This window comes from Corynebacterium sp. HMSC071F07 (assembly GCF_001810285.1).
Taxonomy (GTDB): Bacteria; Actinomycetota; Actinomycetes; order Mycobacteriales; family Mycobacteriaceae; genus Corynebacterium; species Corynebacterium simulans.
The window spans coordinates 20,068-26,137 of the sequence record NZ_KV800702.1; the positions used below are offsets into that span (position 1 = coordinate 20,068).

General features: G+C 58.4%; 5 protein-coding genes and 1 pseudogene. 4 read left to right on the forward strand and 2 right to left on the reverse strand.

Annotation, left to right across the window (positions count from 1 at the left end):
* Positions 1 to 652, reverse strand: a 652-nt coding sequence (locus tag HMPREF2724_RS03845; protein ID WP_210386673.1) for a DUF4921 family protein, incomplete at its 3' end; no start/stop codon positions are given.
* A gap of 56 nt (positions 653 to 708) precedes the next feature.
* Here HMPREF2724_RS03845 and HMPREF2724_RS03850 point away from each other — a divergent pair.
* Positions 709 to 1,524 carry a PhzF family phenazine biosynthesis protein gene (locus HMPREF2724_RS03850; protein WP_070497214.1) on the forward strand — a complete coding sequence of 272 codons (816 nt, stop codon included), beginning with the start codon at positions 709 to 711 and terminating at the stop codon, positions 1,522 to 1,524.
* Positions 1,525 to 1,526: 2 nt separating this feature from the next.
* Positions 1,527 to 2,861, forward strand: coding sequence for a protein adenylyltransferase SelO family protein (locus HMPREF2724_RS03855; RefSeq protein WP_070587267.1), 1,335 nt, complete (start codon positions 1,527 to 1,529; stop codon positions 2,859 to 2,861).
* Between the two features lie 9 nt (positions 2,862 to 2,870).
* Here HMPREF2724_RS03855 and mqo read toward each other — a convergent pair whose 3' ends face one another.
* Entirely contained in the window at positions 2,871 to 4,373 is a 1,503-nt protein-coding gene (gene mqo / locus HMPREF2724_RS03860) for a malate dehydrogenase (quinone) (RefSeq protein WP_070587269.1), read from the reverse strand.
* A 309-nt stretch (positions 4,374 to 4,682) separates the two neighbouring features.
* Between mqo and HMPREF2724_RS03865 the strand changes: the two genes are divergently transcribed.
* Positions 4,683 to 5,717, forward strand: a complete 1,035-nt coding sequence (locus HMPREF2724_RS03865) for an alpha/beta hydrolase (protein WP_070587271.1) — start codon at positions 4,683 to 4,685, stop codon at positions 5,715 to 5,717.
* A gap of 55 nt (positions 5,718 to 5,772) precedes the next feature.
* Positions 5,773 to 6,070: pseudogene (locus tag HMPREF2724_RS13110) on the forward strand (mycothione reductase); the annotation flags it as partial.

Sequence of the window (6,070 nt, forward strand, 5' to 3'; positions counted from 1 at the left end):
AGTCTGCGGTAAACGAAGTAAAGAGGAAATGCTCGTCGGGGCTGAGCGTGCCAGACGAGGCCAACTGCGAATCATCGGTAGCACCGTCCACAAAGTGGCGCGCGCCAATGATGACATCGTGACCGCCACCGAAAAAGCAGCCGGCGTGTGTAAGCAGTTCCTGCTCCCCTAGGTCCGCATCTCGACCGGCCGCCCTGAGCTTCGTCCGCACGATGTTTAGAACGTGCTCGCGGCCTACAGGATTCGCAATGTAGCCCTCCATCCTCTCTTTAGTCTCCGCGTCCATCTCATACTCGTAGTTGGCCTTCCAGTAGTCGAAGGAGACGATCTCAAAGAGGTTCGGTACGCGCCTAAAAGCAGGCTGGGTTGCATCCAACGAATCTGGCGCAACCCCACGCACTATCTCGCCAGAGGCTAAGATGCGTGATTTCTCAGGCGGGGTTTCCAGCTTGCGCGAAGAACAAAAAGCACAGGTGTTTCGCGCGGCATCGGCAGCCAGCGGTTGGGAGCTAGAGGCGGTATGCGCAAACGGACGATTCCCGCGGCCTGGAACGGTCCATACCTCGGTTCCGGAGAAGGGATTGACCTGTTTGACTGTGCCATCCGCCATCACTTGAATTGGCTCGATGCGGCTAAAAAGTGCTTCGCTCATGTTCCATAGGATAGACCGCGGCATGGCGGCTTGCTCGGGCTCGTAAGCTGGTGGCCATGCACCTTGATTACTTCGAAGTCGATGTCTTCGCCACCACGGCCTTTAGCGGCAATCCACTAGCTGTCATCGCCGGGGCGGATGAGCTTTCGACCGAGCAGATGCAGCGCATTGCTAACTGGATCAACTTCTCGGAGACGACGTTCCTGTTGCGCCCTACGACCGCAGACGCTGACTACCGGGTGCGTATCTTCACGCCGCACGAAGAATTCGCTTTCGCAGGTCACCCCACGTTGGGCACAGCACGGGTGTTCTGCGAGCTCACTGGACATACAGGCGACCTCGTTCAGGAATGCGGCGTTGGGCTAGTAGATATCAAGGAAGAAAAGGAAGTCTTTTCCTTTGCCACTCCCGCGCTTTACAAATCTGGGCCGTTGAGCGCGGCCGAGCTGAGCGAGTCCGCCGCAGCACTCGGCATCGATGAGGCCGAAATCTACGACGCCGCATGGGCTGACAACGGCCCCGGCTGGCGCCTAGTGCAGCTTCGCGACGCCGCCGCGGTCCGCACACTGCAGCCCAACAACGCGCGCGGCATCAAGGTCGGTGTCGTGGGACTTGAGTCCCCGCAACGAGCAGGTCAACCGCTCTACGAGATACGGGCTTTTACCCCTGGTTTCGAAGACCCAGTCACAGGCTCTCTCAATGGCACAGCAGCCCAATTCATGCGCAAGCGCGGCCTGGTACCGGCTAGTTACACCGCACGGCAGGGCAGCCAGCTTGGCAGGAACGGCTTGGTGCACATTACTGACGACGGCGCTAATGTCTGGGTCGGTGGAAACGTCCACGTACGAGTTCGCGGAAGCTTGGAGGTTTAGGCATGTCACTTCCCTTCGAACTGCACCACACCTTTGCTAAGCACCTTCCCGGCATGGCGCGGGAAAGCCGCGGCGAGCAGCAATCTGCGCCCCGCTTGCTCATCTTGAACGAGGATCTAGCTACGGAGCTGGGCCTCGACCCAGAGTGGCTGCGCAGCCCCGCTGGAGTCGATTTCCTTTGTGGGCGCAGCGAGGATAGCCCGGCACACGCGATGGCCTATGCCGGTTACCAATTCGGCCAATTCAATCCGCGCATGGGCGACGGCCGCGCCTTACTACTGGGTGAAATCGAGACTCCGGAAGGCCTGCGCGATCTCCATGCGAAGGGAACCGGCCCTACCCCGTACTCGCGCCCTGGGGCTGACGGGCGCGGAACAGTCCGTTCTATGTTGCGCGAGTACCTGTTCTCGGAGGCGATGCACGCGCTGGGCATTCCGACGACACGCTCGCTAGCGGTCCTTTCTACTGGCCGGCGCATCCAGCGCCAGGTGGAGGAAGAAGCCGGCATCTTGGTACGAGTAGCTGCCAGCCACATCCGCATCGGTTCTTTCCACTACGCGGCGCAAACAGGCCAGCTACAGCAGCTGGCGGATTTCACGATCGCCCGGCATTACCCTGGCGCGAGCTACAAGGAGCTGTTTACCCGCGCCCTCGACGCCCAGATTGCTACGGTCGTAGCCTGGCAGCACGTAGGTTTCATCCACGGCGTGATGAACACGGACAACACCACCCTGTCTGGTGAAACCATCGACTATGGCCCGTGTGCCTTCATGGAGACCTACGATCCTGATACTTGTTTTAGCTCCATCGACACCCGCGGCCGTTACCGCTTTGGGCACCAGCCCGAGATCCTGGGCTGGAACTTCGCGCGTCTGGCGGAGAGCATGTTGCCGCTTTTCGACGCCTCCCCCAACGAGGCCATCAACTTCGCCCAAGAAACCATCAACAGCTACCACGAGCGCTTCGCTTCTCAACTTGAGCGCGACTTCGTCAAGCGCTTTGGCATCAGCACCGATGCTGAAGTCAGCGCTAGCAAGCCCGCTAATCTCCGCAGTGAGTACTTCACCGAGCTGGTAGAAAAGCAGCCGGACTTCACGCTGGCCAACCTAGAGCTGTGGGAGAAGCTGCACGGTACGCAGCCGACGAATCCGCCCGGCGGCCCGAAGAACAGCACCGTTCCGCGAGTCATCCCACGCCCGCACAACGTGGAGGAAGCGCTGCTCGACATTGACGCCTTCCAAGAATTCTTGGACGCCATTACTCGCCCGTTTGCGCCCAACGCCAAATACGAAACGCCCGGCAACCCTGAGGGCTACCGGACGTACTGCGGAACTTAGGCGAAGTTTTTACTTCTCGTCGAGCTTGAGGGTCTTCTGAGTGTAGTCCCACATCTCGTCGTAGAGCTTCTTATCCTTGGCCAGCTTGATGCCGTAGGAAGGAATCATCTCTTGGATCTTGTCGCCCCACTGGATCATGTTCTCGCCGAAGCAACGCTCAAGCAGCTCGATCATGACGGCCGGGGTGATAGAAGCGCCCGGGGAAGCGCCGAGTAGGCCGGCGATGTTGCCCTCTGGGTTGTTAACGAGGGTGGGGCCGAACTCGAGGGAGCCGAAGTGCGGTGCAGCGGCCGGCTTGATGACCTGAACGCGCTGGCCGGCGATGACGGTCTCCCAGTCTGCTGGGTCTGCGGAAGGAACGTATTCCTTCAGCGCCTCGACGCGCTTGTCGAAGTCCTTGAGAACCTCGGAAACCAGGTACTTGGTCAGACCGAACTCCTGCACGGCAACGCCGAGGTAGGAAGGAATGTTGTCCGGGCGGATGGACTTGAAGAGGTCGAGGTAGGAGCCCTTCTTCAGGAACTTCGGAGACCAGCCACCGTACGGGCCGAACAGCAGGCCCTCTTCGCCGTCGATGACGCGGGTGTCAAGGTGCGGAACAGACATCGGAGGAGCGCCGACGGCAGCCTTGCCGTACACCTTCGCGTGGTGCTGCTTGACCAGCTCAGGGTTCTTGGAACGCAGCCACAGCCCGGAAACTGGGAAGCCAGCGAAGCCGGAGACCTCGCGGACGCCTGCTTTGCGCAGCAGATCGAGTGCGTATCCGCCAGCACCAACGAAGACGAACTTCGCGCGGACCACGGAGTAGTCACCGGTATGCAGGTTCTTGGCGTAAACCTTCCAGGTGGAGCCGTCGCGCTTGATGTCAACGACCTCGTGGCCGTAACGGATCTCGGTGCCGGACGCCTTTGCAGCGGTGAAGAACTGCTTGGTCAGTGCACCGAAGTTTACGTCGGTGCCTGCCTCGGTCCAAGAAATTGCAACCTTCTTGGAGTTGAAGTCGCGGCCTTCGGACATCAGCGGCAGCTTCTCCTGGAATACTGCGTCGTCGTCGGAGAACTGCATGTTCGGGAAAATGTGGTTGTCCTTGAGGGCCTCGAAGCGGCGCTTCAGGTAATCAACCTGGATGGAGCCCTGTGCGAAGGACACGTGTGGGACCGGGTTGATGAATGCCTTCGGGTCGGTCAGGATGCCGTTGTTGAGCTGGTGAGACCAGAACTGGCGAGAAACCTGGAACTTCTCATTAATGCCCAGAGCCTTAGAAATGTCGATGCGACCGTTCTTTTCTGGGGTGTAGTTCAGCTCGCACAGCGCAGAGTGGCCGGTACCAGCGTTGTTCCATGGGGAGGAGGACTCCAGAGCAGGTCCATCGAGGCGCTCGAAGACCATCTGGGTCCAGCTTGGCTCCAGCTCGCGGAGCATAGCGCCCAGGGTGGCGCTCATGATACCGGCGCCTACGAGGGCTACATCTACCTCATCTACAACTTGTGCTGTCTTCTTGTCGGAGGACACCTTGCTATTACCTCTTCAGATTGAAAGTTATTGCTCCTGGACAAAGCTCTCGCTGGTGAACAAGAGCCTTCTTACGTTCTCGCCCACCTTTTACATTCCACTATCAGGAGGACAAAGCCTGCGGCTTTGGTCGCGCAAAGGCCAGACAACTGCCCTAATCCTTTGTCGCTGACAACGGCACATAACAAGGGACGCGTCACGCATTACCAAACCACCATACGCCCTTAATGTAGAAATTGTGATTCTTCAACCGGGAAAATGTCCGATTTTTCACAGTCCGTATCACCCCACTTTGCCTAGACTGTGCATATGACTGAGTCAACTCTGCAATGGAAACAAGACATCTTGGGCACAGGTTTCCAAGCCGCGGCCCTGCCCCTAGGCGCCGACCCCGACGGCGAAGGCAAAGTCGAAGCCACCTTGATCCGCTATACAGGCACCGCGAACGACGCCGACGAAGCCACGGACCGACAAGACGCCGAGCACACCGAGTTAGATAACCGGGTCGCCGTCGTGTGGGTTCACGGCATGACCGATTACTTCTTCCAGGCGCACGTGGCAAAGCACTTCCACGAGAAGGGTTACGCGTTCTACGCCCTTGATCTTCGCAAGTGCGGCCGCTCCCGGAAGCCGAACCAGAAGTGGCATTACACCACGGACATGCACCACTACTTTATGGACTTAAACGTGGCACTCGACGCCCTCCCGCAGGACAAGGTCGTGTTCTTGGGCCACTCCACCGCGGGTTGCATCCTTCCGCTGTGGCTTGACCAGTTGCGCCGTTGCGACGAGCAGCGCCACAACCGCATTGCAGGGCTTATCCTCAATAGCCCATGGCTTGACATGATGGGTGTGCCGAAGCCGGCTTACACGGCGCTCAAACCAGCCATCTTCGCTTTAGGCAAGCTCGCCCCCACTCTCCCGCTTTACGGCGGCAATCTCACAGCATTCGGTGATTCCATCCATTCCAGCCGCTATGGCGAGTGGAACTATGACCTTGAGAAGAAGCCCCTGGCGGGCAACAAGAAATATATGGGATGGATCCGCGCGGTGTTTAAGGCATTCGACGCCATCCACTCCGGCCGCATCGATGTCGGTGTGCCAATCCTGACGCTGACGTCCACCAAGTCGAATTTCACCGCACCGTATTCGGAGGAAATCAACTACGTGGACGCGGTAATTGATGTCAAGCAAACGCAGCGCTGGGCCAAAGAGTTGGGCACGCACTACACGTTGCACCCGATTGAGGGCGCGCGCCATGACGTGTTCTTGTCTCGGGAGCCGATCCGCGACGAGGCCTTCCACGTAGTCGATGAATGGTTGCCGGGCATACTCAAACCCTAACTAAAACAAACTGAATAAAGGCACCCTAAACGTTTCCTAAATAATAAGGAGAAAAATGACTTCGCAAGATTCCACTTTCCCGGGCGCTGAACCCTTCGACCTGATCATTATCGGTACCGGTTCCGGCAACTCGATTCCTTCGGAGGATTTCGAGGATAAGAAGATCGCAATCGTCGAGGAAGGAACCTTTGGCGGCACTTGCTTGAACGTGGGTTGCATTCCGACGAAGATGTACGTCTACGCAGCCGACTTGGCGCACGCAGCAAAGGAGGGAAAGCGCCTGGGAATTGATGCGCAGGTAAATAATGTGGACTGGGAATCCATTATTGAGCGCGTCTTCGTCAACCGCATCG